This window comes from Nonomuraea roseola, from assembly GCF_039535395.1.
Classification (GTDB): Bacteria; Actinomycetota; Actinomycetes; order Streptosporangiales; family Streptosporangiaceae; genus Nonomuraea; species Nonomuraea roseola.
In genome coordinates, this window is record NZ_BAAAXC010000006.1 from 253,271 (window position 1) to 276,655 (window position 23,385).

The window sequence follows — 23,385 nt, forward strand, 5'->3', positions numbered from 1 at the left end:
ACGACCCTATCCAACGGCCGCGCCCCCCGCGATGATCAGGACAGCTTGCTGAAACAGGGTCCGTCCATCGTGTGAGCCTGCGCGGTGGGCCCTGTGAAGAAGTCCTTCACCTCCGTGACCCCGGTCGGCGCCGACTCGTCCACCTTGTTGATCAGCGTCTGCCGGAACGTGGCCGCGTTCGCGTCGCCGGCGAAGTTGCCCGCCTCCGGGGGCAGCATGCCCTCATAGTCGACGGTCGCCAGTGTCTTGACCGCCGCCAGCAGGCCCTTGCGGCTGACGTCGCCCCCGGCGACCATCTTCTCCAGCGCCGCCTTCAGCGGGTAGGACCACGCCCAGCCCGAGGTGTAGCCGTCGTTGGGCGTCACGCCTGGCAGCGCGTCACGCATGGCCTGGTGGCCCGGCGTGTCGGCTCCGTACGGCTTGCCGGGCGACGACTGCTCGTACAGCGCCTTCAGCGCGGGCGCGGCAGGCGACTTGAGCAGGGCGGGGTTCCACGTCGGGCCCGTGCCGATGAAGCGCCCCTTGTACCCCGCGGCGGCGGACTGCCCGATGATGGCGGCCGCGTCGGCGGGGCCCGTGGTGAGGATGACCAGGTCGGGCTTGTTCTTGGTGATCTCGGTGATCGCCCTGCCCTGCTCGGTGGCGCCCGAGGGGGTCTCCACCGCGGTGAACTCCAGCCCGTTCTTCTCCGCGGCGATCTTCGCGCCCGCCGCCGCGTCGGCGCCGTAGTCACCGGCCAGGTGGACGGCCATCACGGTCTTGGGCTTGTAGGCCTCCATCGCGTAGTCCACCGAGTTCATGGCCTCGATGCAGTAGTTGGAGCCGGTCTCGATGATGACGTCCTCGAACTCCCACGCCGAGGTCCAGGAGGCGGGCGCGGCGACCACGCTGTTGGCCTTGAGGTCGTCGATGATCGCCGCGGTCGTCGGCGAGCCGAGCGTCTGGGCCAGGCCGAGCACCTTGTCCTTGATCTCGTTGTAGACCTGCCGGTGGGTCTCGGGGTTGTACTTGTTGTCCCTGACGTAGCTCTCGACGTCCACCTCGTACTTGCCGCCGATGCCGCCGGCGGTGTTGACCCGCTTCCAGAAGGCCTTCTGCGCGTCGGTGATGGGGACGGCCAGCGCCGCGAAGGGCCCCTGGGTGAGGTCGGAGACGGTGCCGAGGTAGATGCACCCCTTGTTCTTGTCGATGGCCTTGGGACATGGTTCGTCGGTGACGCCCGTTGCCACGGCGCCGCCCTTGCTGCCCTCGTCGTCCCCCCGGATGACGCCACATGCGGACAGAAGGGCCACTACCGCGACTCCGGTCACGACATAGCGACTCTTCACGAAATTTCCTCTCTTAGTAGGAGAAGGGCCAGCTCTTCCAGTAGTTGCGGACGCGGATCCAGACGCCGAACAGACCACGCGGCTCGAAGACCAGGAAGAGGATGATCAGCAGGCCGTACAGCACGGTCTCGACCTGGAAGACGTTGGGCGTGACCGTCGTGTCGGCGCTGACGAACGGCACCAGCGCGGGCAGCGACCTGGTCAGCGGCTGCAGCAGCGAGATGAACAGCGCGCCCGCGATCGCGCCCGACACGGTGGCCACCCCGCCGATCAGCACCATCGCGATGAACTGCACCGACAGCAGCAGGCTGAAGGAGCCGGGCTCCACGTAGCCGCTGATGCTGTAGAGCAGCGCGCCCGCGCAGCCGGCGTAGAAGGAGGAGATGCCGAAGGCCAGCACCTTGTACCTGGTCAGCGGCACCCCCATGACCTCGGCGGCGATGTCGCGGTCACGGACGGCCATGAACGCCCTGCCGATGCGCGAGCGCGCCAGGTTGCGCGCGGCGACGGCGAAGACGACGAGCAGGACCAGCATCAGCAGGTAGAGCAGCTGCTCGCGGGTGCCCAGCGGCCCGTCCTGGTCGAGACGCACGCCGAACAACTGCGGCACCGCGGCCGAGCGGCCGACGCCTGGCCCGCCCGTCAGGGCGTCCCACTCCTTGAAGACGTGCTCGCCGAGGAAGACCAGGCCGAGCGTGACGACGGCGAGGTAGAGCCCGCGCAACCTGGAGGCCAGCGGCGCCACCAGCACGCCTGCCACGGCGGCCATCAGCCCCGCGGCCGGCAGCCAGATCCAGATCTCCGCGACGCCGAACCCGAGCGTCCTGCCGCCGGGCGGCCCCGACAGCGCCGCGCCCGTGTAGGCGCCGATCGCGACGAAGAAGGCGTGGCCGAGCGAGACCTGACCCGCGTAGCCGGTGACGATGTTGAGCCCGATCGCCCCGATCGCCAGCACGTACGCGCCGGCCAGCACCTCCAGCGAGCGGTCGGCCAGCACGACCGACAGCCCGAACGCCACCAGCACCAGCAGCCCGGTCCAGACCTTCTTGGCCCCGGTGTCGAGCAGCGCCAAGTCCTGGCTGTAGGAGGTGTAGAGCAGCGGGCGCCCACGGGGTCTGCGAGACCGTCCGGTCGGTATGTCGGCGGCCCAGGCCATGGGCGGGCGCCCCTGCTTCCACGGGCGCCGTTCCTTCGTCGGCGATTCCCTCTCGCTCATACCCGCTCCACCTCTTTGGTGCCCCACAGGCCGTAGGGTCTGATGAGCAGCACCACCAGCATCACCACGTACGGCGTGACCACCGCGAAGTTCTGTCCCAGCCACGGCGCGAGCTGACCCTGGTAGCTCTGGAACAGCGACTCGACCACGCCGATCGCGAGGCCGCCGACCACCGCTCCGCCGAGCGAGTCGAGCCCGCCGACGATGATCGCCGGCAGCGCCTTGAGCGCGATGATCCAGGTCAGCTGCTCCACGCCCTGGCCCGTGCCGACGAACATGCCTGCGATCGCCGCGAGGAAGCCGGCCAGCCCCCACGACAGCGCGAACACCATGCCGACCGAGACCCCCTGGGCGAGCGCGGTCTCCTGGTCGAAGGCGGCCGCCCGCATGGCCAGGCCGTACCTGGTGTAGCGGAAGAAGGCGAACAGCAGGCCGACGAGCACGGCCGTGACCACGAGCATGGCCAGCCACCTGGTCTGCACCACGAACGGGCCGAAGGAGACCTGCGTGAAGCCCCACGGGTCGCCCATCTGCCGCACGTCGCGCCCGATGAAGGCGTTCACGACCACCCGCACCACCACGTCGACGCCGAGCGTGATGATCGCGACCACGAAGAAGGGACGGCCCACCATGGGCCTGATCGCGACGCGCTCGATCACCAGCGCGACGCCCGCGATCAGCAGCCCCGCCAGGAGCACCGCCAGGTAGAACCCGGTGACCTCGGCCAGGTAGCTGACCGCGACGGCCCCCGCCAGCATCAGCGACGGCTGGGCGAAGCTGATCACCCTGGTCGCCTTGTAGATGATCACGAAACCGAGGGCGAGCAACGCGTAGACCGAGCCGTTGCCCAGGCCCCTGATGACCGACTCCACCACGTCCGTCACCGGCGGTACATCCCTTCGACGAGCTCCTCGAACAGCTTGGCGATGGCCGAGCGCTTGACCTTCTGGGTGGCGGTGAGCTCGCCGTCCTCGTGGTCGAGCTCCTTGGGCAGAAAGGCGAAGCGCCTGACCTGCTCGACCCTGGCGAACCTCTGGTTGACCTCGTCGACGATGCCCTGCACCAGCTCACGCACCTCGCTCTTCTCCGACAGGTCCCTGTAGGTGGTGTAGGACAGGCCGCGCCTGCGCGCCCACTCCCCCACGGTGTCGAGCTCGATGCCGATCAGCGCCACCAGGTAGGGCCGCTGGTCGCCGATCACCACCGCCTCCTTGATGTACGGCGAGGCCTTCAGCGCGTTCTCCATCTCGCTGGGCGCGACGTTCTTGCCGCCTGCGGTGATGAGGATGTCCTTCATCCTGTCGGTGATGCGCACGTGCGTGCCCTCGACCCATTCGCCGACGTCGCCGGTGTGCAGCCAGCCGTCCTCGTCCAGCACGTCGGCGGTGGCGCGGGGATTGCGCCAGTATCCGGCGAAGGTGCCGGGGTGCCTGGTGAGGATCTCCCCCGTCAGCTCGTCGATCCTGAGCTCGACGCCCTCCTGGGGCTCGCCGACCGTGCCGAGCCTGATCCTGCCCGGACGGTTGCCGGTGGCGATCGCGGTGTTCTCGCTCATGCCGTACACCTCGTGCATGGCCACGCCGATGCCCATGTAGAACTTGAGCACGTCGGGCGCGATGGGCGCGGCGCCCGAGGCCGCGTAGCGGACGCGGCGCATGCCGAGGCGCTCGCGCAGCGAGCGGTAGCACATCAGCCAGCCCAGGCCGTAGAGCGCCCTGGTGCCCATGGTGTGCCTGCCACCCGTGCGCACGAGGGTGTCGCCGATGCGGTCGGCCACGCGCAGCCAGAGGCGGGTGGTGAGCCGCTTCAGCGGGGAGGCCGAGTCGATCTTGATGTTGACCTGCGCGAGGATCTTCTCCCAGATGCGCGGCACGCCGAACAGGATGGTCGGCTGCACCTCTCGCAGGTTGGCCTGCACGGTGTCGATGGACTCGGCGAAGTTCACCTGCACGCCGGCGGCCGAGTTGAACCAGACCGTGAAGGCGCGCTCGGCGACGTGGCACAGCGGCAGGTAGGAGACGATCAGGTCGCGCTCCGAGGGCGGAGGCGAGGTGAAACCGCCGTTCTCGACCAGGGTCCGCACCGCGAACTCCACGTTCGCCACGGTCAGCATGACCCCCTTGGGCGGGCCCGTGGTCCCCGAGGTGTAGATGAGCGTCATGACGTCGCCCGGTTCGGCGCCCGCCATCCGCTCCTCCAGGGGACCCGCCCGCTCGGCGCCCATGGCCAGCAGCTCCTCCCACGACATCAGCCGCGGGTCGTCGTAGCGCCCTCTGATGCCGCGAGGCTCCAGGTAGACGATGCGTTCGAGGTCGGGGCAGTCGTCGATGACCGCCAAGGCCTTGTCGACCTGCTCCTGGTCCTCGGCGATGAGGATCTTCGCGCCCGAGTTCGACAGCAGGTAGGCCACCTCGGCGGGCGGGTTGGTCGGGTAGAGGCCGACCGTGATGCCCCTGATCGCGACGGTGGCCAGGTCGGCATAGAGCCACTCGGGCCTGTTCTCCGAGTGGACGGCCACCCTGTCGCCGGGCTCCACCCCCAGCGCCATCAGGGCGTGCGCGACCAGCTCGACGTGCGTCCAGTAGGTGCGCCAGCCGACCTCCTTCCAGATGCCGAAGTCCTTGTAGCGCATCGCGACCGCGCCGGGGCTCTCCTCTGCCCTGCGGCGCACTCTGGTGGCGATGGTCTGTGTTCTCGTTGCCGTCATTGTCATGCGGCGCCTCCCAGGTACGCCTCGATGACCTTGGGGTCCTGCTGCACCCGCGCGGGCGTGCCGAGCGCGACCTGACGGCCGAAGTCGAGCACGAGCACCCGGTCGGCCAGGTCCATGACCAGGCCCATGTCGTGGTCGACGAGCACGATGGGGATGCCGAGCTCGTCGCGGATGTCCAGGACGAACCTGGCCATGTCCTCGGTCTCCTCCAGGTTCATCCCGGCGACGGGCTCGTCGAGCAGCAGCAGCTTGGGCTCCATCGCCAGCGCGCGGCCGAGCTCCACCCTCTTCTGCACCCCGTACGGCAGCAGCCGCACCGGGTGCCTGCGCCAGGCCTCCAGTTCGAGGAAGTCGACGATGTCCTCGACCCTGGCCCTCGCCTCGAGCTCCTCCCTGCGCGCCCTGCCGTACCAGAGGACGGCGGGCAGCGCGCCGTAGCGGAAGTGGCAGTGACGGCCGAGCATCAGGTTGTCCAGGACGGTCAGGTTGTGGAACAGCTCGACGTTCTGGAAGGTGCGGGCCAGGCCCATGGCGGCGATCTCGTGCGGGCGCCTGCCGAGCAGGTCGGCGCCGAGGAAGGTGACACTGCCCTGCTGCGGGCGGTAGACGCCGGACAGCACGTTGAAGATGGAGGTCTTGCCCGCGCCGTTGGGGCCGATCACGGCGAACAGCTCGGTGGGGCCGACGGTGAAGGAGACGCCGTCGATCGCCTTCACGCCGGCGAACGAGAGCCGCACGTCCCGCACGTCCAGGACGTCGGGCGCGCCGGGGGGTTCGGGGGCGGTCATGAGAGCCACCGCTTCCTTCTCTTGTAGTGCTTGACGTCCCTGAAGGACTTGGCGGCTCCCTCGGCGCCCAGGCCCAGGTAGAACTCCTTGATGTCCTCGTCGGCCAGCAACTCGGCCGCGGGCTTGTCCATGACGATCTTGCCGGTCTCCATCACGTAGCCGTGGGCGGCGATCGACAGCGCCATGGTGGCGTTCTGCTCGACCAGCAGGACGGTCGTGCCCTGCTTGTTGATCTCGATGATGAGGTCGCGGATCTGCGCGACCAGCGCGGGTGCGAGGCCGAGGCTCGGCTCGTCCATCAGCAGGTAGCGGGGGCCCGCCATGAGCGCCCTGCCGACCGCGAGCATCTGCTGCTCGCCGCCCGACAGGTAGCCCGACACGCTCCTGCGCCGCTGCTTGAGCACGGGGAACAGGCCGTAGACGCGGTCCAGGTGCGACTCGGCGGCGGTGTGTCCGCCGACCTTGAGGTTCTCCTCGACGGTGAGCTCGGCCAGGATGCGGCGGCCCTCCATGACCTGGCTGACACCCCGCCTGACGATCTGGGCGGGTCTCAGGGTGTGGAGCGGCCGGCCGTCCAGGGTGACCGAGCCTTTGGTGATCTCTCCGTCGTGCACGTCGAGCAGGCCCGACAGGGCGCGCAGGAGAGTGGTCTTGCCCGCGCCGTTGGCGCCGAGCAGCGCGACGATCGAGCCGGGCGGCACGGTGAGACTGACTCCGCGCAGCACGAGCATCACATCGTCGTACACGACCTCGAGATTGCGAACCTCAAGCAAGCGGGCCTCCTAGGTGGCGACCCCCCGATGAGAGAAAGAGTCGCCTTCACCAAGCGCTCGATCAAGGGGTGCGACCAAATTGGAACCCTGTTCTGGTTCTAAGCTTCCTGTCATGGCAATTTGCGAGCATCTTTCCAAGGCAGGAGACCCTCCCCCGCGTACACCGGAGGGCTGCGAGGAGTGTCTGGCCACGGGGGGCCGCTGGGTGCATCTGCGGCGCTGCCTCGACTGCGGGCACATCGGCTGCTGCGACTCCTCGCCCGGCAAGCACGCCTCCAGCCACTTCCGCATGGTGGGTCATCCGGTCATGCAGTCGTTCGAGCCCGGCGAGGACTGGCGGTGGTGCTTCACCGACAACACCATGGGCTAGCGCTCGAGGATCGCCTCTTCGAAGTCGAGCTCCGCCGTCACCCGGCGGAGCACCTCGTCGTCCAGCCTTCGCTCGTCGCGCAGCCTGACGAGCACCTCGCGCTCGGCGGCGAGCATCTCCCTGCGCAGGCGCCGGTAGAGGCGGCTGGGCGTCTCCGCGCCGCCCTGACCGGTGCCGCCGCCCAGGCGCTCCCAGGCGGTGAGGGCGCGCCGCTCCGACTTCTGCCGCAGCATGTCGAGGACCTCGCCGTGGATCTGGTCGGCGGGCTCCTCGCGCAGCACCTCCTCCAGCCTGGCCAGGCCCGCCTCGACGGCGGCCTGCTGGGCGGCGGCCTCCGACAGGTTGTCCTCGTACTCCTCGCGCTCGCTCGAGACGCGCAGCTTCCTGATCAGCGTGGGGAAGGTCAGGCCCTGCACCAGCAGGGTGAGGATGACGGTGCTGAAGGTCAGGAAGAGCAGCAGGTCGCGCTCGGGGAAGCCCTCTGGGATGGCGAAGGCGGCCGCCAGGGAGACCACGCCGCGCATGCCCGCCCAGCCGACGATGACCACGTGCTGCCACGGCGGCCTCGGCGCGCTCTTCAGCCACAGCAGCGGCAGGTAGGCCGAGGGGAAGACCCACACGAACCTGGCCAGCACGGTGACGGCGAAGATGGCCAGCACGTAGCCCGCCACCTCCCATGGGCTGCGGCCCGCCAGGCCGCTGAGCACCGGCACCAGCTGCAGGCCGATCAGCGCGAAGACGATCGACTCCAGTATGAAGTCGACGACCTTCCACACCGACGACAGCAGCACCCGGGTGCCCGCGCCGGTGCGGTGCATCCGGTAGCCGAGGTAGAGCCCGACGATCACCACCGCGATCACGCCTGAGGCGTGCACCGACTCGGCGCCCAGATAGGTGGCGAACGGGATCAGCAGCATCACGGTGTTCTCGACCAGCGCGTCGCGCGTCCGCCCCAGCAGCCAGCCGGACGCCAGCGCGACGGCGAGGCCGATCAGCACGCCGCCGACGGCGGTGTAGAGGAACTCGCCTGCCCCCTCGATCAGGCTGATGCCGTGGCCCACGACCGCGCCGATGGCGACGCGGTAGACGGTCAGCGCCGTGGCGTCGTTGAACAGGCTCTCGCCGATGAGGATGGTCAGCGGCCTGCGCGGCAGGCCGAGCCTGCGCCCGACCGCGACGGCGGCGACGGCGTCGGGAGGGGCGATGATCGCGCCCAGCGCGAACGCGGCGGCCAGGGGCAGGTCGGGCAGCAGCAGATGCACCACGCCGCCGACGACCAGCGTGGTGAACAGCACCAGGCCGATCGAGAGCATGCCGATCGCCCGCTTGTTCTCGCGCAGGCTGAGGTAGGAGCTCTCCAACGCCGCCGAGTAGAGCAGCGGCGGCAGGAACACGTAGAGGATGAGCTCGGGCTCCAGCTTGATGGAGGGCACGAGCGGCGAGACCACCAGCCCTGCCAGCACCAGCAGCAGCGGAGCGGGCCAGCCCCTCCGCCTGGCCACCCAGGCGACGGCGATCGCCCCGCCCGCCACGAGCAGCCAGTAGAGGCCGGTCGACGCTTCCACGCGCTCCCCCTGCTAGGCAGCGGACCAGGTCAGGCCCGCGGCACGATACTCACTCGGCACGGGGACATCTTAGACAGGGGCGTGCCGATCACCACTCGCGGCGGTCGGTCCTGTCTTCCTGGTGCTGCTGCTCGGGGCGCAGGCGCTCGCCGGTGACGAACATCTGGTCGTTGACGTAGGGGCGGTGCATGCTCGGGTCGGGCTGCTGGTGCGGCGGCTGCGTCTGGTAGGCGCCAGGACCGAGGCCGAGCGGGTCGGCGGGGTTCAGCGGCGACTGCTGGTAGCCGGGCTGCTGGCCGTACTGGTCGGGTTGTGGGTACTGGCCAGGCTGGCCGTACTGGTCGGGCTGGCCGTACTGGTCGGGCTGGCCGTACTGGTCGGGCTGGCCGTACTGGTCGGGTTGACCGTACTGATCAGCTGCCTGACCGTACTGGTCGGACTGGGCGTACCGCTCGGGCTGGGCGTACTGGTCCTGCTGGATGTACTGGTCCTGCTGGCCGTACGGCTCGGGCTGCGGGTAGGCCTCGGCGACGGGCCTGCGGCCCGCTCCGGGGATGCCGTGCATGGGCGTGCCGAGACCCGCCGCGCCCGGGGCCGCCGGGGCGCTCTGCGCGCGCTGGGGCGGCGGCGAGAAGGGGTCGGTGTACGGCGCGGGGGCGGCCTGCTGCGGCGCCTGAGTGTAGGGGTCCTGGTGGACAGGAAGCTGCTGCGTGGCCGCCTGGTGAAGGGGCTGCTGCGCGGCGAACGGGTCGGAGGGGATCTGCTGGTGGGCGCCGCCCTGCCCGGGGAAGCCGAACGGGTCGGTCGACTGGGGCGAGCGCTCGGCGGGCAGCTGGTAGTCGGGCATCTGGTAGCCGGGCCCGCCCAGCGGGTCGGCGGCCCTGGCCGCCTGCGGCTCGGCGGCGCGCGGCCTGCCGTCGGCGCCGATCAGGGGCTCGCGCTGGTCCTGGTAGGCCGTGGCGACGAGCTTGTCCGGCTGCGGCGGCGCCCCCCTGGCGACGAGGACGTCGCTGGGCGCGAGCGTGGCCGTGGGCCTGTCGTCGTGCTGGGGGCGCTGCGGGTCGTGCTCGAAGGGCGGCGGCCGGTGGTACTGGCCCGTGCCCGGATACTCACCCACCTCCACGGGGGGCTCGACCACGACGGGCGGCTGCTCGCCGGTGGCCTCCGCGTAGCCGTCATCGAGGGTGTCGAGCAGCCGCCCGACGTCTTCCATCGGCATCCGGAAACTGCCGGTGCACATCTCCCCTCGCCACAGGCTGAGCACCAGGGTGCCCTCGTGCCACGTGACCCGGAGACACCGCTCCTGACCTCGTGCATCGAAGAACACTTCGCCGAACGACGGCAACGGGACAACTTCCGACATGGCAGACATACTGCTTTAACCAGCCTTTATTCGTCCACTCAACCTTCAGAAACCCTAGCGAAACGGGCCTTACGCCCCCACCTCGGGCCCCACACGCCACAGCAGGAAGATCTTCTTTGACCTGGCGGGTTATCTCCGCAAGTGTGCCACGGGTAACGGCCGACGGGGCCTGGAACGCCAGGATGCGTCCGCCCGATGACTGCGCGTTCTGTCACCGCGAGCGGGTACGGTTTCTGCCGTGCCGGACTCCACTCTCCCTCCAGTCGAAGAGCTGCTATCCATCGCCGTGGGCGCCCTGGGAGGGAGCGACCGGCCTGGGCAGATCACCATGGTCAAGGCCGTCCAGAAGGCCATCGACGACGAGGAACACCTCGCCGTCCAGGCCGGCACGGGCACCGGCAAGTCGCTGGCCTACCTGGTGCCGTCGATCAGGCACGCGATGGAGTCCGACTCCCCCGTGGTGGTCTCCACCGCCACGATCGCGCTGCAGCGCCAGCTCGTCGACCGCGACCTGCCGCGCCTGGCCGAGACCCTGGGCAAGGAGCTGCCGCACGAGCCGACCTTCGCCATCCTCAAGGGGCGGCGCAACTACCTGTGCCGCTACAAGGCGACGGCGGGGTGGCCCGAGGAGGAGCAGGACCAGCTCTTCGATCCGCGCGAGGTGAGCGCGACGGGCCGGATGGTCCAGCGCATCCAGGAGTGGGCCGAGGAGACGACCACGGGCGACCGCGACGAGCTGGTCCCCGGCGTCAACGAGCAGGCCTGGCGGCAGTTCTCGGTGAGCGCCAAGGAGTGCCTGGGCGCCCAGCGCTGCCCGAGCGGCGCCGAGTGCTTCGCCGAGCTCGCCAAGGCGCGCGCGGGCGAGGTCGACGTGGTGGTCACCAACCACGCGCTGCTGGCGATCGACGCCATGGAGGGCATGGCGATCCTGCCCGAGCACGAGGTGGTGGTCGTCGACGAGGCGCACGAGCTGGCCGACAGGGTCACCTCGGTGGTGACCGACGAGCTGTCGGAGGCGGCGATCACGCTGGCCGTACGGCGGGTCGGCAGGCTCATCGAGCAGCCGATCGCCGACCAGCTCCTCGAGGCCGGCGAAGACCTCAAGGCGCTGCTGGAGGCGGCGCCGCCGGGCCGCATCGACGAGCTTCCCGAGGTGCTCGGGCTCACCCTGGCCCTCGTGCGCGACAGCGCCGCCAGATGTCTCACGGCGATGGGCTCGCGCGGCGCCGACAAGGACGATCCTGACAAGGCCGGCCAGCGCAAGGCGGCCTTCACCGCGCTCGACGAGGTGCACGACACGGCCGTGCGCATGCTCGAGGCCTACGGCCACGCCACCGAGGTCGACAGGGCGGAGGTGGTGTGGCTCGACGGCAGCACCGACCGGCGTCCTGCGACGCTGCGCGTGGCGCCGCTGAGCGTGGGCGGCATGCTGCGCGACAAGCTGTTCGGCGAGCGCACCGTGGTGCTCACCTCCGCCACGCTCGCGCTGGGCGGCACCTTCGACGGCCTGGCCAAGCAGTGGGGGCTCGGCGACCCGGAGGGAAGGGGCTCGGGCTCGGGAGGAGAGAGCGACAGCCGTAAGCGCGGGTGGACGGGCATCGACGTCGGCTCGCCCTTCGACCACCCTCGCGCGGGCATCCTCTACGTCGCCAAGCACCTGCCCCAGCCAGGGCGCGACGGGCTGCCGCAGGCCTACCTCGACGAGATCGCCGAGCTGATCGAGGCGGCGGGCGGGCGCACGCTGGGGCTGTTCTCCTCCATGCGGGCGGCGAAGGCCGCCACCGAGGCGCTGCGCGACAGGCTCGACGTCCCGCTGCTGTGCCAGGGCGACGACTCGACGATGCTGCTGGTCAAGCAGTTCGCCGAGGACGAGCCGACGTGCCTGTTCGGCACGCTGTCGCTGTGGCAGGGCGTGGACGTGCCCGGGCCGTCGCTGCGGCTGGTGATCATCGACAGGGTGCCGTTCCCCAGGCCCGACGATCCGCTCACCTCCGCCAGGCAGCGGCACGTGGTGGCCAAGGGCGGCAACGGGTTCATGGCGGTGGCGGCCAACCACGCGGCGCTGCTGCTGGCGCAGGGGGCGGGGCGGCTGCTGCGGGCGCAGGACGACAAGGGGGTCGTGGCGGTGCTCGACCCCCGGCTGGCCACGGCGCGTTACAGCGGGTTCCTGTTGAACTCGCTGCCGCCGTTCTGGAGGACGAGCGACCCGGCGGTGGTCCGCACCGCTCTGAAGCGCCTGACGAGCTGAGAGCTCCCGCCCCTCGCTCCGGACTTCCTTCTATCCCGCGATCACGGGATCTCCCACCCGGATCTCGCCCACGTCCCGCGGAACGAGGCGGATGCCGAACCAGGTCTTGCCGTCCCACCTGCGGTGCGCGGCGAGCGTACGGAGAGGCTCCTTGCCCTTGCGGTAGGTGAAGGGGTCGATGGTGGTCACCGCGCACCGGTCGCACAGCTCGGAGACGCGGAAGGAGACCGTGCCGATGCGGACCTCGCGCCAGGTGTCCTCCTCGAACGGCTCGGCGCCCTCGACCATCACGCTGGGCCTGAAGCGCAGCGGCGAGAGCGGGCCGTCCGAGACCTCACCGCGTTCGGCGGCGTCCTGCTCGATCCATTCGTCGAGCGTGCGCGAGGAGGCCGTGGTGGTGAGCAGCAGGGGGGCGTCCCACGCGAAGCTCACCACCTCGCCGGGCAGTCCGCCGTGAGCGGGGTCGATGGAGCGGCGGGCGGGGTCGTCGAGCCACACCAGCCTGGCGGGGACGCCGAGCAGCTCGGTTAACCACGCATGCGCCTCGGGCGCGGCCAGCATGGCGTGGTCGAGGCCGGTGAAACCCACGGGCACGCTCGGGCCGTCCGCGGGCGGCACCTTGAGATCGGGCAGGCCCCGCGCGGACAGCAGCAGGCCGCCCGCAGGGAGCTCGGTGGCCGTGACGGCGAGCAGGCGGGGGTGCTCGCCGAGCCAGAGGTTGTCGCCGTCGGGGCCGACCACGGCCCAGCGGCGATCGCCTTCGAGGCCCCACGGGTGGACGTGGGCACGGTCGACCGCCCATCCGGTCACCGATTTGATCGGGTAGATACGGATCTCCGAGAGAATCACGCCCTTTACTGTAGCTTCCGAGAGAGCGCTCTCTCAAGGAGCGCGGCACCGTACTCTGGGCCGCGGCACGGGTTTTTGTCGGCACCAGCCGCTACCTTCTGAGCAGGATGCGAACTCACGACGCGGGGCCGGAACTCATCGGCAGGGAGCACCCTGCCGAGCTGCTGCGTGCCGAGATCAGCAGGGTGACCGGCAGCCACGGCGGCCTGGTGCTCGTCACAGGTGAGGCGGGCATCGGCAAGACCACGCTCGTGACCAGCGCCGCCGAGCAGGCCAGACGGCAGGGCGCGCTCGTGCTGAGCGGCTCGTGCTGGCACTCCGACGCCGCCCCTGGCTACTGGCCGTGGGTGCAGGTCATCAGGGCGCTGCGGCGCAGCGGCGAGTGGCCCGCGATGGAGGAGGCGGCGGGCGGGAGCCTGTCGGCGCTGCTGGGCGACGGCGCGCGAGCGGAGGCGGCCGACGCCTTCGAGGTCTACGACGCGGTGACGACCGCGCTGGTGACGCTGTCGCAGTCGCGTCCTGTGGTCGTGGTCCTCGACGACCTCCACTGGGCCGACGGCGCGTCGCTGAAGCTGCTCGAGTTCGCCGCGCAGCACACCTGGTTCGAGCGGCTGCTGCTGATCGGCACCTATCGCGACGTGGAGGTCGAGCAGGGCGAGCATCCGCTGGGTCCGCTGCTGTCCCCCCTGGCCGCGCGGGCCACGGTGATCACGCTCACCGGCCTCGACCGCGCGCAGGTGGCCGCGCTGGTCACCCGCACGATCGGCCACCAGCCCGACGACGACGTGGTCCAGGAGATCCATCGCCGCACAGGGGGCAACCCGTTCTTCGTCGAGCAGACCGCCAGGCTGTGGCGCAGCGGCGGTTCGGTGGCGGCCATCCCTCCGGGTGTGCGCGACACACTGTGGCGGCGGCTGTCGCTGCTGCCCGCTCCCGTGGTCAGACTGCTCACCGACGCGGCCGTGCTCGGGCGTGAGTTCCACCGCCAGGTGCTGGCCTCCGTCGCCGCCGAGCCCGCCGCCCATGTCGACAGGCTCCTCGCCCAGGCGGCGGCGGCCAGGCTCGTCGGGTCGCAGGGCGGCGGGGTGTTCGCCTTCGCCCACGATCTGGTCCGCGAGACGCTCTACGACTCCCTCGACCAGGCCGAGCTGCGCGCACGGCACGCGGCCGCCGTCCATGCCCTGCGCGACCTGCCCGCAGCGATGCCGGGAGAGCTGGCCCGCCACGCCTATCTGGCGGGCGACGACGTCGATCCCGACCTCGCGACCGAGCTGCTGGTGACCGCGGCCAGACAGGCCAACCAGCGGCTGGCCGGGGAGGAGTCGTGGCTCCACTGGCGCAGGGCGATGGAGCTGGCGGGCGCGGGCGACCCCAGGCGGCTGGTCAAGATCGCCCTGGAGTTCGGCCGGCTCCTCCACCACGCGGGCGAGTCCGACGAGTCGGCGCGGGTCTTCGACAGGGCGATCGCCGTCGTGCGCGAGCTCGACGATCCCGAACTGCTGGCCAGAGTCGCACTCACCCTCTTCCAGACCTGCGGGGCCGAGGAGAGCGGCCGCGGCAGCGTCGCGCTCCTGCGCGAGGCCCACCGCAACCTCGTCGGCGAGCTGCCCACCGTCACCCCTTCGCCCGACCGGCTCGCGCAGGACCTCGCCCTGCGGGTGAGCGTTCTGGCCAGGAACAGCTCAGACGACGAGGCGCTGACCTTCGCCCTGTGGGCGGTGCACGACACCATCTGGGGCCCGGGCACGGCCAGGCAGCGGGTCGAGCTGACCGAGGAGCTGCGCGGGCTCGCCCGGCGCAGGGGCGACGTCGAGATGGAGCACTTCACCTCCGCGCTGCACTGGGTGGCGCTGCTCGAGCTCGGCGACCCTCGCTTCCACGACCAGTTCCGCCTCTACGTCGCGATGGGCAAGGCCAGCGACCAGCTCAACATCGGCCTGTCCACCTCGATCGACCAGAGCATCATCGACACCCTCACGGGCAACTTCGCCAGGGCCGAGTCGCTCACGCGCGAGGTGTCGGAGCTGGGCTCCGGCCACGGCCACGCCCACTTCGGCCACATGCTCGAGCACCACCGGTGGGCCACGCTGCTGGCGCAGGGGCGCTTCTCCGAGCTGGAGGAGGTCCACGAGCGCCTGCGCGCGAGCCGCCATCCGTGTCCTGGGCTGCTCGAGGCGCTGTCGGAGTTCAGGCAGGGCAGGGGCGATCCCGCGCTGCTGCGCGCTGTGCCCGAGCCCGCCGACGACGGCGTGCGCCCCCTGTGGCTGCGGTTCCTGGCCGAGGCGGCGGCGTTCACCCGTGACCCCGACCTGTGCGCTCGGGCGCGCGAGGCCCTGGAGCCCCATCTCGACGAGTGGGCTGTCTCCCTCTACGGCTGGGACGTCAGCGGGCCCGTCATCCTCTGGATGGGCGCCGTGGAGGCGGCCGAGGAACGGTGGGACGAGGCGATCGCCTCGTTCACCGCCGCCGTGCGCTCGGCCGACCTCCTGCGGGCGCGCCCGTGGTCGGTGGAGGCGAGGCTGCGGCTGGGCGCGGCGCTGACGGCCCGTGGGAGGCCCGGCGACGCGGAGACCGGCGAGCGCCTCTGGGCGCAGGTGGCGGCCGAGGCCGCCGACCTCGGCGTACGCGACGTCCCCGACCGCCTTGATCGAGTACGGCAGGCGAACGCGACGCGTGCCTCGGAGCAGGCGATCGAGCGTGACAGGGTGGGGCACGACGATCGCGCAGATGACCTGAAGGAAAGCGGCACGGACGCAGGGCGCCCACGGGGCCCGTCCTGGGACCCACCCGGTGCCGCGCTTCCCCCGATCCCGGAGTCGTCGTCTCCAGGGGGCATGCCCGAGGGTTCGCCTCCCACGGGCACCTCCTTCCCGGCTGACCCGCCACCCGCTGACACGCCCTCGGGCTCCCCTTCCCCGACCGGCTCGTTCACGACGGGACCACCTGCCGTCGCCCCACCCGGAGGCTCAGGTAGCTCATGGGCTTCGGAGGGCTCGCCGACTTCGGGCACGGGCAGACCGGCAGCTTCAGACGGCCCGTCGGCTTTCCGTGCGGAGGGCGTATCGGCTTCAGGCACAGACAGACCGGCAGGCTCAGACGACTCGCCTGCACCGAGTACGGGCGGCCCGTCAGGTTCAGACAGACCCGCAGCTTCAGACCACTCGTCGGCCCTCGATCCGGAGGGCGTATCAGCTTCCGGCAGACCGACAGGCCCAGGCGACTCGCCTGCACCGAGCGCGGACGGCTCGTCAGGTTATTCGGGCAGACCGGCAAGCACGGGCGGCCCGTTCGCTCCAGGTGCGGAGGGCTTGTCGGGTTCAGGTGGGCATGGGTCCGGGGGGAACGCGTTCAGGAGGGAGGGGTCCGTGTGGTCGCTCTCCTTCGATGGGCGGACCGTGCACATGCCCGACGCCAAGGGCCTTCGCGACCTTCACACGCTGCTGAGCAGGCCGGGCGCGGAGCTGCCTGCCGTACAGCTGCTCGCTCCTGAAGGGGGCGAGGTGGTGGTGGCCGCCCGGCGGATGGGCGGCGACCCCGTGCTCGACGACGAGGCCAAGGCCCGCTACCGCAGCCACCTGGCCCGGCTGGACGAGGAGACCGAACGGGCGCTGGAGCTGGGCGACGACAGGCGGGCGGCGGAGCTCGACAGGGAGCGCGAGGCGCTGCTGTCGGAGCTGCGCCTGGCAGCGGGCCTCGGCGGGAGGGCACGCCGACTCGGCGACGAGGCGGAGCGCGCTCGCAAGACGGTCACCGCACGCATCCGCGATGTGTTGCGCAAACTCGACAGCCTCCACCCCGCACTCGCCGCCCACCTCCGCACCACCGTCTCCACAGGCTCCACCTGCCGCTACGACCCCAACCCGACCACCAACTGGCACCTCTGACGTAAACCACCGATTTCACCAGGAAACACCGAAACGCCCGGAGGCCCTGGGCGACCAGGTCCTCCGGGCGGTGGGTCTGACAGTCCACGTCCTCCGAACGGTGGGTCTGGCAGCCCACGTCCTCCAAGCGGTGGGTCTGTATTTCAGATCCCTCGGGCGGTGGGTCTGGCAGTCCAGACCCTCAGAACCGTCGGGCTGGCAGCCCACGTCCTCCAAGCGGTGGGTCTGTAGTTCAGATCCCTCGGGCGGTGGGTCTGGCGGTCCAGACCCTCAGAACCGTCGGTCCGGCAGCCCACGTCCTCCAGGCGGTGGGTCTGTAGTTCAGATCCCTCGGGCGGTGGGTCTGGCAGTCCAGACCCTCAGAACCGTCGGGCTGGCAGCCCAGGTCCCTCGGGTAGGGGGACTGGCACGTTGTTGCGAATGTGAGGTAACGATCGCTGGGTTCAGGAGGCCTGGACCGTGAGCTCGCAGCGCGGCCCGCACGGGGTCTTGACGCCTTCTTCCGGCGACTGCATGTCTGCGTGGCTGTGCGGACATCGGCTGACGATCACGCGGAACAAGGCGAACGGCCGCGTCTGGTGGCCGGGTCGCGCGGAGGCAAGCGGCTCAGAAGAGAACGTGGTCCGTCGTGACGTCTGGTCCCGGCCAACCAGGTGACTCACTCCTGGCTTTCGCAGAGTCAGGGTCAGCGCCGCCGGAGGGACCACGTTCGATTCGTCTGGCAACCGTCGTCATACCGGTGCCCCGCGCTACCTGCGGTAGCCACCTTTTTGTGGGTACTTGTCGACCGGGCCAGGACGGCCTGAAGCTTGGTCGTGCGGGCCGGAAACGGCCTTAGATCCAGATGAGACGGGGAGGTTGGCGGTGTCTCAGGAGACCGGTTGGGACTCGGCCAGCTTCTCCAGACGGCGATGGCCCCAATCGGAAAGCGGTGCCAGCGCTTCGGAGAGCTCGCGACCGAACGCGGTCAGGGAGTACACGGTCTTCAGCGGCCGTACATCGTGTACCTCCCTGTGGATCAGTCCGTCGGACTCCATCTCCCGCAGCGTCTGAGTCAGCACCTTCTCGGTGAGGCCCGGCAGCCGCCGGCGCAGCTCGCCGGGGCGGTGCGGACTGGACTCCAGAACCCACAGCAGAGTCGTCTTCCACTTGCCGTCGATCACGGCGATCGCGGCGGTCACTCCGCAGACGCTCGGGTCCTGGGCACGGCTGCGCGTCATCTTCATCCCCATTCGTAACCGTTTGCTCATTTTCGAGGAGTTAAGGCATGACCTCGCACATTGAACAGTCTGCCGTCACCGTGCTCGGCCTGGGGCCGATGGGCCGGGCACTGGCCAGCGCCTTTCTGGATGCCGGGCTGCGGACCACGGTCTGGAATCGGACGCCGGGCAAGGACCGGGAGTTGGTCGAGCGGGGCGCGTTCGGCGCCCGATCGCCCGAAGAGGCGGTCGCCGCAAGCAGGTTGACCGTGGTCTGCGTGGTGAACTACGACGCGGCGGACGCCGTCGTACGGCGCGGTGCGGTGACCGACGCGCTCAAGGGGCGCACGGTCGTGAACCTGACCGCCGACACCCCCGATCGGGCCCGGGACACCGCGGCCTGGGCGGCCGAGCACGGTATCGGGTACCTGGACGGTGCGATCATGACGCCGACCACGACCATCGGCACACCGGCCGGGGTTTTCCTCCACAGCGGCCCCGAGGCGCTTTACCGCGAGCACCGGCCAGTGCTGGACGCCCTGGGCGGCAACCACACCCACCTCGGTGAGGACATCGGCCGGGCTGCTGCGTACGACATCGCCTTGCTCGACATCTTCTGGACCGCGATGGCTGGTTATGCGCACGCGCTGGCGGTGGCCAGAGCCGAGGGGGTCAGCGCGCGGGAGCTGGCACCGTTCGCCAAGGGCATCGGCGCGATCCTTCCGCCGCTCTTCGAGATGGGCGGGAACGATGTGGACAGCGGGCGGTTTTCCGGTGAGGGCAACCCGATCACCTCGGCGGTGTCGTCCATGGCCCATATCGTCCACACCTCCGAGTCCCACGGCATCGACGCGGGCGTGATGCGTGCGGCTGAAGGCTTGGCTCGCCGCGCCATCGGGCGCGGCCACGGCACCGACGGGTTCCTCCGGATCACTGAGATCTTGAACCCCCGCTGAGAAGGCATTCCCGCAAAGTCCCTTTGGGGCGCGGCCCGTGCCGGCTTACTGCCGTGATGCCCTCTCAAGCGCTCGCTTCGCCCGCTTTGGCGGGTGAGCGCTTGTGGGCGCTGGACCCCCTACCGCAGCAGGCCGACGTCAGCCACGGGGAATGGCCTCGATGGTTCGCATGTGCTTCTCGCCCCAATCGCCCAGCGGTATGAGGGCGGTGTTGAGCGAGTGGCCGAACTCGGTCAAGGAGTACTCCACTTTCGGCGGGACCTGGTGGTAGACCTCGCGATGGACCAGACCGCAGATCTCCATTTCTCGCAACTGCTGGATCAGCATCTTCTCGCTGATTCCTGGCACCGACCGCTTCAGCTCCCCGAACCGCAGGGGTCCGTAGTGGAGCGCCCACAGGATCAGCGCTTTCCACTTGCCGCCCACGACGTCGACGGCGGCGTCGAGCCCGCACGTGTAACCCTGCTTCTTCAACACCGACTCCATACTTACGAAAAGACCAGTACCTGAGAAAATAGTAGGTACTTGAGCAAAGTCCAGCGGACAGCCAGCATCGAACGTGCCCCGAAGCACCCCGCATCCGGGACCGGGGCGTGCACGTATGGGCACCAGATGAACCGACCTTGGACTGGAGTAAGACATGGCAGACGACAACCGCACACCGGTGACGGTCATCGGACTCGGGGCGATGGGAAGAGCGCTGGCGGGTGCGCTCCTGGACAACGGTCACCCCACGACCGTCTGGAACCGCTCGATCGACAAGGCGAAAAGACTGGCCGTGCGGGGCGCGACCGTGGCCAACACCGTGGAGGAGGCGATCGCCGCCAGTCCGGTCGTGGTGGTCTGCGTGCTCGACTACGCCGTCGTGCGCGAGATCCTCGGGCCGCTGTCCGGTTCGCTTGCGGGCCGTACCTTGGTCAACCTCACCAATGGCACACCGAAGCAGGCGCGCGAGACGGCCGAATGGGCCACCGGGTACGGGGCGGACTACCTGGATGGCGGCATCATGGCCGTGCCCGTGATGATCGGGCGGCCCGAGGCGCTCATCCTCTACAGCGGATCGCCAGGTGCCTTCGGCCTCCACGAGCGCACCCTCGGTGCGCTGGGCACGGCCACGTACCTGAACGCGGACGCCGGTCACGCCTCACTGTACGACCTGGCGCTGCTGGCCGCCATGTACGGCATGTTCGGCGGCTTCTATCAGGCTGCCGCCATGGTCGGCTCGGAGAAGGTCCCGGCAGCGGAGTTCGCCCCGATGGTGGTCTCGTGGCTCAACGCCATGACCGTGGCCCTTCCCACCGTGGCCGAGGCCATGGACACAGGCGCCGGCGCTGACGACGACTCGAACCTGCAGATGCAAGCGGTGAGCTTCGCCAACATCCTCAGTGCGAGCAGGGAGCAAGGCATCAGCACCGAACTGCTGGAACCCATGCAGGCCCTGCTCAACCGGGCCATCGCCGCACAGCGTGGAGGAGCCGACACGCCCAGCCTGATCGGGATGCTGCGCACCGATCCTGTCTCGGCCGGATAGGCAGGGGGACTGGTAGTCGAGACCCTCAAAGCCGTGAGGCCGGTGGCCCGGATCCCTCGGGCGGTGGAACTGGTGGCCCGGATCCCTCGGGCGGTGGAACTGGTGGTCCAGATGCTCAGAACCGTCAGATCCTCCGGGCGGGAGCCCGAGGGTTCGGGTTTCCGGGTGGGGGCTACTTGCGGTTGTACAGGCGCATGGTCAGGGAGCCGAAGATCGCGATCAGTGCGACGCCGGCGACCAGGACCCAGCCGAGCTCGGCGACGTTCGGCTGGCCCGACATCAGCGAGCGGACCGAGGCCACCAGGTGGCTGATCGGGTTGATGTGCACCACGAAGACCTGCAGCCAGCCCGGCATCGTGCTCGGGTCGACGAAGACGTTGCTGAGGAAGGTCAGCGGGAACAGCACCATCATGCTCCACCCCATCACCGACTTCTCGCTGCGCAGGAGCAGGCCGAGCATGGTCCACAGCCAGGAGAAGGCGAAGGAGAAGCCGACCAGCACCGCGATGCCCGCCGCCGCCCCCGCGATGCCGCCCGCGGGGCGGAAGCCGAGGATCAGTCCGACGATGAGGATCACGACCGAGGCCATCACGTAGCGGAGCATGTCCCCCAGCAGGTAGCCGACCATGGGCGAGGGCCGCCAGATGGGCAGCGTGCGGAAGCGGTCGAAGACGCCCCGCTCGATGTCCTTGTTGACCTCGATGCCGGTGTACATGGTGATCATCACGACGCTCTGGACCATGATGCCGGGCAGGACGAACTGGAGGTACTGCCCAGGCGAGCCGGCCAGCGCCCCGCCGAACAGGAAGGTGAACATCAACGTCATCATGATCGGGAAAGCGGTGACGTCGAAGAGCTGCTCGGGCACGTGCTTGATCTTGAGCATCGCCCGCCAGCCGAAGGTGACCGACGCCGACAGCGCGCTCGGGCGCGGCGGGCGGGAGGACGGGGCGAGGACGGTGCCGAGGGTCTCTGCCACCGGCACGTAGGCGGTGGTGGATGCTGAGGTGTCCGTGCTCATGCCGCGATCTCCTTCTCGGTTGCGGGGTGGTCGGTGAGGGCGAGGAAGACCTCGTCGAGGCTGGGCTGGCCGAGGGAGAAGTCGTCGACGACGATCCCCGCCCCAGCCAGCTCCGACAGGGCGAGGGCGGCCTGCTCGGCGGCGGCGGCGCCGTCGGCGGAGACGCGGGCGGTCAGCGCCACGGGGTCGGCCTCCAGGTAGACGGGCGCGTCGAGCGCCTTGGCCAGCAGCCGCTCGGCCTCTGGCCGCTGGCCGGGGTCGCGCAGCCGTACGTGGACGGCGCCCGCGCCGACGGAGGACTTGAGCTCGCCCGGAGTTCCTTCGGCGATGACCTTGCCCCTGTCGATGACGGCGATGCGGCCCGCCAGGCGGTCGGCCTCCTCGAGGTACTGGGTGGTCAGCAGCACCGTGGTGCCGTGGGCGACGACGATGCGGATGATGTCCCAGACCTGGTTGCGGCTGCGGGGGTCGAGCCCGGTGGTGGGCTCGTCGAGGAAGAGCAGGTCGGGGGTGTTGAGGATGCTGGCGGCGATGTCGATCCTGCGCCGCATGCCGCCGGAGTAGGTCTTGACCAGCCGTCCGCCCGCGGCGGTGAGGCCGAACGCCTCCAGCAGCTGCGCGGCCCGCTCCTTCGCGGCCTGCTTGCGGTGACCGAGCAGCCGCGAGAGCAGGACGAGGTTCTCCATGCCGGTGAGGTCCTCGTCGACCGAGGCGTACTGACCGGTCAGGCTCACCCTGTTGCGCACGGCGTCGGCCTCGCGGGCGATGTCGTGGCCGAACACCCTGCCCTCGCCGCCGTCGGGACGCAGAAGGGTGGCCAGCATCCTGACCGCGGTGGTCTTGCCCGCCCCGTTGGGGCCGAGCACGCCGTAGACCATGCCGGCGGGGACTGCCAGGTCGAGGCCGTCGACGGCGCGGGTGTCGCCGAAGGTTTTGATCAGACCTCTTGTCTCGATTGCCAGTTCTGTCATGAGATTTCTTCCTCTTCCTTGGTGTCAGGAGGCGAAGGGCCGGGTGGAGCGGGCGGCGCGCAGCGCGAGGCCCCACCACAGGAGCTGGTCGAGCATGGTGGTCACGGCCAGCGAGCGTTCGTCGGTGTCGTACGGCGTGCCGCCGTCGTCCACTCCCCCGCCGAGCAGGTCGATGCCCACGCCGTCACGCACGGTGACGGTGTGCAGTCCGGCGAAGACCGTGCGCAGCTGCTCGATCGCGTAGAAGCCGTCGGAGCCCGAGCCGTAGGACACGAAGCCGACCGGTTTGGCCTGCCACTCGTCGTAGGCGAAGTCGATCGCCTGCTTGAGCGAGGCGGGAAAGCTGCGGTTGTACTCGGGAGTGACCACGGCGAAGGCCTCGGCCCCCGCGACCGCGCGGGAGAAGGCGCGCATCGCGGGTGTGGCCACGGCGGGGAAACAGCAGGGGAAGGCGTAGTCGGCCAGGTCGAGCACAGAGACCGCGAGATCGTCGCGCAGCTCGGCACGGGCGGCGAACCATCGGCCGATGCTCTCGCCGACCCTGCCCTCGCGTGTGCTGCCGATGATCACCGCCATCCGCAGCGGGCCCTTGGGCGTCATCTCGCACCTC

General features: G+C 70.0%; 19 protein-coding genes. 5 read left to right on the plus strand and 14 right to left on the minus strand.

Annotated elements, in window-relative coordinates; genetic code table 11:
- Nucleotides 1-35: 35 nt before the first annotated feature.
- The 6 genes from ABFX55_RS06870 to ABFX55_RS06895 are packed head-to-tail and all read right to left on the minus strand — an operon-like array spanning nt 36 to nt 6,818.
- Complete coding sequence (locus ABFX55_RS06870) at nt 36-1,328, minus strand: ABC transporter substrate-binding protein (RefSeq protein ID WP_346118716.1); 1,293 nt, start codon at nt 1,326-1,328, stop codon at nt 36-38.
- A gap of 13 nt (nt 1,329-1,341) precedes the next feature.
- Nucleotides 1,342-2,544 carry a branched-chain amino acid ABC transporter permease gene (locus ABFX55_RS06875; RefSeq protein ID WP_346118718.1) on the minus strand — a complete coding sequence of 401 codons (1,203 nt, stop codon included), beginning with the start codon at nt 2,542-2,544 and terminating at the stop codon, nt 1,342-1,344.
- Complete coding sequence (locus ABFX55_RS06880; RefSeq protein WP_346118720.1) at nt 2,541-3,428, minus strand: branched-chain amino acid ABC transporter permease; 888 nt, start codon at nt 3,426-3,428, stop codon at nt 2,541-2,543. Before ABFX55_RS06880 ends, ABFX55_RS06875 begins: the two co-directional genes overlap by 4 nt.
- Nucleotides 3,425-5,257 (minus strand): AMP-dependent synthetase/ligase, encoded by a 1,833-nt coding sequence (locus tag ABFX55_RS06885; protein ID WP_346118721.1) that lies wholly within the window; start codon nt 5,255-5,257, stop codon nt 3,425-3,427. The genes ABFX55_RS06880 and ABFX55_RS06885 overlap by 4 nt, the downstream gene beginning before the upstream one ends.
- Nucleotides 5,254-6,045, minus strand: coding sequence for an ABC transporter ATP-binding protein (locus ABFX55_RS06890; protein WP_346119218.1), 792 nt, complete (start codon nt 6,043-6,045; stop codon nt 5,254-5,256). Before ABFX55_RS06890 ends, ABFX55_RS06885 begins: the two co-directional genes overlap by 4 nt.
- The gene (locus ABFX55_RS06895; RefSeq protein WP_346118723.1) at nt 6,042-6,818 is read right to left on the minus strand and encodes an ABC transporter ATP-binding protein; all 777 of its coding nucleotides are present in this window, start codon (nt 6,816-6,818) and stop codon (nt 6,042-6,044) included. The genes ABFX55_RS06890 and ABFX55_RS06895 overlap by 4 nt, the downstream gene beginning before the upstream one ends.
- A gap of 112 nt (nt 6,819-6,930) precedes the next feature.
- On the opposite strand from ABFX55_RS06895, the gene ABFX55_RS06900 reads away from it, so the two are divergent.
- The gene (locus tag ABFX55_RS06900) at nt 6,931-7,188 is read left to right on the plus strand and encodes a ubiquitin carboxyl-terminal hydrolase 14 (protein WP_346118725.1); all 258 of its coding nucleotides are present in this window, start codon (nt 6,931-6,933) and stop codon (nt 7,186-7,188) included.
- Here ABFX55_RS06900 and ABFX55_RS06905 read toward each other — a convergent pair.
- Nucleotides 7,185-8,753: a Na+/H+ antiporter gene (locus ABFX55_RS06905; RefSeq protein WP_346118727.1), complete on the minus strand. Its 1,569-nt coding sequence runs from the start codon at nt 8,751-8,753 to the stop codon at nt 7,185-7,187. The two genes, ABFX55_RS06900 and ABFX55_RS06905, sit on opposite strands and share 4 nt — an antisense overlap.
- An 88-nt stretch (nt 8,754-8,841) precedes the next feature.
- A complete protein-coding gene (locus tag ABFX55_RS06910; RefSeq protein WP_346118729.1) occupies nt 8,842-10,116 on the minus strand; it encodes a hypothetical protein in 1,275 nt (424 codons plus the stop codon).
- Between the two features lie 238 nt (nt 10,117-10,354).
- On the opposite strand from ABFX55_RS06910, the gene ABFX55_RS06915 reads away from it, so the two are divergent.
- The gene (locus ABFX55_RS06915; protein WP_346118731.1) at nt 10,355-12,364 is read left to right on the plus strand and encodes an ATP-dependent DNA helicase; all 2,010 of its coding nucleotides are present in this window, start codon (nt 10,355-10,357) and stop codon (nt 12,362-12,364) included.
- A gap of 30 nt (nt 12,365-12,394) precedes the next feature.
- Here the strand turns inward: ABFX55_RS06915 and ABFX55_RS06920 are convergent, their stop codons facing one another.
- Nucleotides 12,395-13,213, minus strand: coding sequence for an MOSC domain-containing protein (locus ABFX55_RS06920; protein ID WP_346118733.1), 819 nt, complete (start codon nt 13,211-13,213; stop codon nt 12,395-12,397).
- Nucleotides 13,214-13,320: 107 nt separating this feature from the next.
- Here ABFX55_RS06920 and ABFX55_RS06925 point away from each other — a divergent pair, with 107 nt between their 5' ends.
- Complete coding sequence (locus ABFX55_RS06925) at nt 13,321-17,097, plus strand: AAA family ATPase (protein WP_346118735.1); 3,777 nt, start codon at nt 13,321-13,323, stop codon at nt 17,095-17,097.
- An 869-nt stretch (nt 17,098-17,966) separates the two neighbouring features.
- On the opposite strand, the gene ABFX55_RS06930 is transcribed toward ABFX55_RS06925, so the two are convergent.
- Entirely contained in the window at nt 17,967-18,278 is a 312-nt protein-coding gene (locus tag ABFX55_RS06930; RefSeq protein WP_379478993.1) for a winged helix-turn-helix transcriptional regulator, read from the minus strand.
- Nucleotides 18,279-18,364: 86 nt separating this feature from the next.
- Here ABFX55_RS06930 and ABFX55_RS06935 point away from each other — a divergent pair, with 86 nt between their 5' ends.
- Nucleotides 18,365-19,252 carry an NAD(P)-dependent oxidoreductase gene (locus tag ABFX55_RS06935; protein WP_346118739.1) on the plus strand — a complete coding sequence of 296 codons (888 nt, stop codon included), beginning with the start codon at nt 18,365-18,367 and terminating at the stop codon, nt 19,250-19,252.
- A 138-nt stretch (nt 19,253-19,390) separates the two neighbouring features.
- Here the strand turns inward: ABFX55_RS06935 and ABFX55_RS06940 are convergent, their stop codons facing one another.
- Entirely contained in the window at nt 19,391-19,726 is a 336-nt protein-coding gene (locus tag ABFX55_RS06940) for a winged helix-turn-helix transcriptional regulator (protein ID WP_379478994.1), read from the minus strand.
- A 166-nt stretch (nt 19,727-19,892) separates the two neighbouring features.
- Between ABFX55_RS06940 and ABFX55_RS06945 the strand changes: the two genes are divergently transcribed.
- Nucleotides 19,893-20,783, plus strand: coding sequence for an NAD(P)-dependent oxidoreductase (locus ABFX55_RS06945; RefSeq protein ID WP_346118743.1), 891 nt, complete (start codon nt 19,893-19,895; stop codon nt 20,781-20,783).
- Between the two features lie 172 nt (nt 20,784-20,955).
- Here ABFX55_RS06945 and ABFX55_RS06950 read toward each other — a convergent pair whose 3' ends face one another.
- The 3 genes from ABFX55_RS06950 to ABFX55_RS06960 are packed head-to-tail and all read right to left on the minus strand — an operon-like array spanning nt 20,956 to nt 23,375.
- Nucleotides 20,956-21,804 carry an ABC transporter permease gene (locus ABFX55_RS06950; RefSeq protein ID WP_346118745.1) on the minus strand — a complete coding sequence of 283 codons (849 nt, stop codon included), beginning with the start codon at nt 21,802-21,804 and terminating at the stop codon, nt 20,956-20,958.
- Nucleotides 21,801-22,775, minus strand: a complete 975-nt coding sequence (locus ABFX55_RS06955; protein ID WP_346118747.1) for an ATP-binding cassette domain-containing protein — start codon at nt 22,773-22,775, stop codon at nt 21,801-21,803. Before ABFX55_RS06955 ends, ABFX55_RS06950 begins: the two co-directional genes overlap by 4 nt.
- Before the next feature lie 24 nt (nt 22,776-22,799).
- Nucleotides 22,800-23,375: an NADPH-dependent FMN reductase gene (locus ABFX55_RS06960; protein WP_346118749.1), complete on the minus strand. Its 576-nt coding sequence runs from the start codon at nt 23,373-23,375 to the stop codon at nt 22,800-22,802.
- Nucleotides 23,376-23,385: the final 10 nt, after the last annotated feature.